Annotated in this window: 2 protein-coding genes; both read left to right on the top strand. The window is 68.2% G+C overall.

The window, feature by feature from the left end:
* The coding region (locus tag VOI19_RS15870) for a hypothetical protein (protein ID WP_323793936.1) at window positions 1–277 on the top strand (277 nt) is incomplete at its 5' end.
* 200 nt (window positions 278–477) lie between these two features.
* Entirely contained in the window at window positions 478–3891 is a 3414-nt protein-coding gene (locus VOI19_RS15865; RefSeq protein WP_323793935.1) for a M4 family metallopeptidase, read from the top strand.
* Window positions 3892–3898: the final 7 nt, after the last annotated feature.

Raw genomic sequence — 3898 nt, 5'->3', positions numbered from 1 at the left:
GGTGCCCGTGCGAACCGCGCGAGGGGCCGGCCTGGCGGCCACCGTGCGCTTGGCGGTGGGCTTCTTGGCTGACGTCTTGCTCGAGGCCGGCTTCTTGGCGGGAGGCTTCTTCGCCCCCGACCGTGCGGTCGAGGTGGAGGAGGGTCGGGAGGTTTGCTTCCTGGCGCTCGGGGATCGGGTGCTCGAGCTGCTGCTCCGGGTCGAACCGGTCGTAGCCGTGCTCTTGCTCCGCGAACCCGTCGGGGAAGACGTACGGGTCGCCATGTCATCAACCTAGGCGATCGTCACACCAGTCACTTGCACCCCAGATTGCGTGTCGCCCTGCCAGGTGTGCCCTCAAAAAACGACGCGCGTCGAATTCGTGACCTGGAAGTGACCGATAGGAGTGGATTGTCTTGCCACTTTGTTCCTAAGGTGCGTGTGCGGTGGCTCACACCCCTGGAGACACCCAAATTTCACCCACTCGGAGGGAAACACGTGAAATTCCTCAAGCCCGGGCTCAGCCTGGCACTTCTCGGGACGGGGCTGGCGTTCTCGCCTGCCTCACCCTCGGCTGCGGCCGGCCTGACCCAGGTCGCGCCTGACCCCACCGGCGTACAAGCCATGCGCCAGGACGCGGACGGCAACGTCCGTGTCACCGAAGAGAGCGCGACCGGCAAGGTCGGCTTCGTCGCCGCACGCGGCGCCAAGGCCGACCTGCTCCCCGCGATCGCCGGCAACAGCACCGCAAAGGCTGCTGCCAAGACCGACGCCTACCTCGACGAGCACGGCGCTGCCTTCGGCGCGTCGAAGGGCGAGCTGACCCGCACGGGCATCACGCCCAACCGCTACGGCTGGACCGTCTCCTACGTCCAGCAGCACCAGGGCGTCGAGGTCTTCGCCTCGCGCCTGAAGGCCAACGTCGACCGCGACGGCGACCTGACCTCGATCGCCGGCTTCGCTGTTCCCGACCTCGATCTCTCCGTGGAGCCGACCTACAGCAAGGCCCAGGCCGCCGACGTCGCCGTGCGCTACGTCGAGACCGAGCCGATCGAGCGCCACGACGCTCCCGCCGCAGCGCCGAAGGGCCTGCGAGCCGTCGACCAGAAGCTCGTGATCTACCGCACCGGCGCCCTCAAGGGCGACGACACCGGCGAGAACCGCCTGGCCTACGTGGTCGAGGTCGTCGGTGACGGCGTGCGCGACATGGTGGTCGTCGACGCCAACACCCGCAAGCCGCTCAACCGGTGGACCACGGTCACCGACGCCCTGGAGCGCGAGCTCTACGAGTCCTCCCCCGCCGCCGCTGACCAGGTCTGGGCCGAGGGCGACGCCTTCCCCGGCGAGCTCACCGAGGACCAGCAGAACCTCGTCAACTCCGCCGGCGAGTCCTACTGGCTCTACGCCAACACGTTCGGTCGTGACTCCTACGACGGGCTCGGTGCGGTGATGAAGACGGTCAACAACGACCCTCGCATCAGCTGCCCCAACGCCAACTGGAACGGGGTGACGACCAACTACTGCGACGGCGTCACCTCTGACGACATCGTCTCCCACGAGTGGGCCCACGCCTACACCGAGTACACCTCCGGCCTGATCTACCAGTACCAGTCCGGCGCGCTCAACGAGGCCTACTCCGACGTCTGGGGCGAGACCCTCGACCTGGTCAACGGCCGTGAGGACGAGGGCGAGTCCTTCGAGACCAAGCGCCCCGACGGCGAGTGCGAGCCGACGGCCTCCCCCACCCTCGAGGTCAACATCCTCGAGCCCGAGGCCCAGGCCGGTCCCTGCAAGGCGGCCGCGGCCTCCTTCGGCGAGGGCTACACCACCGAGACCGTCACCACCGACGTCGTCGTGGCCACCGACCCGTCCGACGCCACCGGCGCCAGCACCACCGACGGCTGCTCACCCTTCACCAACGCCGCGGCCGTCGCCGGCTCCTACGCCTACGTCGACCGCGGCTCGTGCGCCTTCCAGCTGAAGGTCAACAACGCCGAGGCCGCAGGCGCCACCGGCATCGTCATCGGCAACAACGTCACCGGCGTGCCCTTCGCCGTGGCCGGCTCGGCCGACATCTCCGGCATCATGGTCAGCAAGGCCGACGGCACGCGCTTCAAGGCCGCCGGGACCTCGACGATCGAGATCACTGCCGAGGACATCTCGACGCGCACCGACTCCACCCGCTGGCTCGTAGGCGAGAAGTCGACGGCGTTCGGCGGAGCGATCCGCGACATGTGGAACCCCACCTGCTACGGCGACCCGGGCAAGGTGAGCGACGAGGAGTACAACTGCGACCCGAACTTCACCGACAACGGTGGCGTGCACGGCAACTCCGGTGTGCCCAACCACGCCTACGCGCTGATGGTCGACGGTGGCGACTTCAACGGACAGTCGATCAACGGCATGGGTCTCGACAAGGCCGCCAACATCTGGTGGCGCGCGCAGACCGCCTACCTGACCCCGGGATCGGACTTCGTCGACGCCGCTGACGCCCTCGAGCAGTCCTGCACCGACCTCGTCGGCATGGAGATCAACCAGGTCTCGACCGAGACCGACGGCGGCCAGACCCCGGCGACGCCGATCGTGGCGAGCGACTGCACCGAGGTCGTCAACACGATGACTGCGGTGGAGATGCGCGTCGAGCCGGTCGTCTGCAACTTCCAGCCCCTGCTCGAGGCGGGTTCGCCGTCGGTGTGCGGCGCCGGATTCGCCGAGCGCGTCCTCTTCTCGGAGAACTTCGAGAAGGGCCTGGACCGCTGGACTCCTGAGCAGGAGCTCGCCGACCTCCCCCAGTTCGGGTACGCCGGAGGCTTCGGCGCTCCCTGGGAGGCGACCGACGAGGTGCCCGGAAACCACGCCGGCACCGTGGCCCGGGGTCCGGCTCCGGACCTCGGGGACTGCTCCGGCGACGGGGTCAACGACTTCTCCAGTCGTGACTCGATCATCAGCCCGGTCATCACGATGCCCGAGGGCGGGATCTCCCCGCGCCTCACCTTCGAGCACTACGTGGCCACCGAGGGCGGTTTCGACGGCGGCAACATGAAGATCAGCATCGACGGCGGTGACTTCGAGGTCATCCCCGCCGCTGCCTACACCTTCAACGCGCCCAGCACGCTGCTGAGCCTGGGTGCCCAGAACACCAACCCGCTCGCGGGAGAGGACGGCTTCACCGGCACCGACGGCGGCCAGGTCACCGGCAGCTGGGGCGAGTCGCAGGTCGACCTCACGGCCCTGGACATCGCGGCCGGCGACCTGGTGCAGCTGCGTGTCGACATCGGCCGTGACGGCTGTGGCGGTCTGGCCGACTACTCGGCCTGGTTCGTCGACAACATCAAGATCGTCGAGTGCGTGATCGCCACCGACATCACGGCCGTGCGCAACCCCGACCCGTCGACGTACGGCGAGGACAGCACGATCGTCGCGACGACCGTCGACACCGCGGCCACCGGCCCGGTGAGCGTGACCATCGGTGACGTCGAGGTCGGCACCGCCGAGATGAAGAAGGGCGAGGCTGTCGTGGCCCTGCCCCGCGGCCTGAACGCCGGCTCGTACGACGCTGTCGTGTCGTACGCGGGCGACGCCACCCACGCCGCCAGCTCGACCGACCTGACCTTCGTCGTCGACAAGGCCTCGACCCGCACGAAGGTCAGGGCGCCCAAAAAGGTCAAGAAGGGCACCAACCCGAAGGCGAGGGTCACGGTGATCAGCCGCGGCCTGGACCCCCAGGGCACGGTCAAGATCAAGAAGGGCAAGCGCACCGTCGGCGAGGGTGTCCTGGAGGAGAACGGCAAGGTCGCGATCTCGCTGGCCTCTCTCAAGAAGGCGAAGAAGCACGACCTCACCGCGAAGTACCTCGGTGCCGGCAACTACGCCGCCAGCACCCAGGACTTCTCGATCAGGATCAAGAAGTGACCTGCTG

The organism is Nocardioides sp., from assembly GCF_034670285.1.
GTDB lineage: Bacteria > Actinomycetota > Actinomycetes > Propionibacteriales > Nocardioidaceae > Nocardioides.
Note: the sequence above shows the minus strand (reverse complement) of the source record. Positions and strands in the feature narration are given on the sequence as shown.